Consider the following 794-nt stretch of genomic DNA (forward strand, 5'->3'; position numbering starts at 1 on the left):
AACCTCAATAACAGTGATTTTATTGAGGCGCTGTACAACAATACTCTGGGTCGCCCCAGTGATGCTGAAGGCAAGGAATATTGGTTGAACCAGTTGGCGAGTGACGAGGATCGTGACGATATTCTGGAGGCGTTTGCACTTTCAGATGAGCATGTTGACTTGGTGCTCATCGGCCAGAACAATCAGGATGCTACTATCTTCTGATACTTCAGCATGAAGTTTAAACTGGAAACACGTTTCTGGATACGTTTCTGACTATGCTTTTCAAAACTGTCTGCCAACCCTATTCAGAGATTTCGTTGGCAGACAGTCCACATTATGAAAGCGATAGGAACTCATCACGAAGACAACTTGTCAGATAAACCCTAACTTAAATTTTTCATGGCGTATAAAAGAAAACGATTGGCAATTTTAAATTTTCAAGATCTTGCATCAAAACCAAGATCAAAAGTTACTTCCAAAATAATGCCTGAAAAATTGACCTTCTCGCTACTCTCACGGCACCAAATTGAAGCTGGCTTGTTGAGGTCACATCACCTCCGATGCAGGGTTACTTTTGCTACGGGAAGACGACAAGCAATGTCGACTTACACGTCGCTTGGCATCGATACTTCATTATCTTCTGGCACCAGATAAAATTCGCCACAAGTTCGGCACCTTGGTCCGTCAGCGCGTGTTTGGAATCGCCGCTGGCTATCAAGATCTTAACGACCATGAAAATGAGGTGCTTGCAGGTACGCAAGGGCTCCAGTAAGTGCCTATTCAAAATTAATCGCGTGCAAAACTCCATAGCC

The 794-nt window shown here is 43.8% G+C and carries 1 protein-coding gene and 1 pseudogene; both read left to right on the forward strand.

Features of this window, described 5'->3' with window-relative positions; translation table 11 throughout:
- Positions 1 to 204 (forward strand): DUF4214 domain-containing protein (locus tag INT21_RS05910; RefSeq protein WP_193060898.1); only part of this gene is annotated, 204 nt, incomplete at its 5' end.
- A gap of 258 nt (positions 205 to 462) precedes the next feature.
- Positions 463 to 718 (forward strand): annotated as a pseudogene (locus INT21_RS05915) (transposase); the annotation flags it as partial.
- Positions 719 to 794: the final 76 nt, after the last annotated feature.

Source organism: Halomonas sp. 3F2F (genome assembly GCF_014897805.1).
GTDB lineage: Bacteria > Pseudomonadota > Gammaproteobacteria > Pseudomonadales > Halomonadaceae > Vreelandella.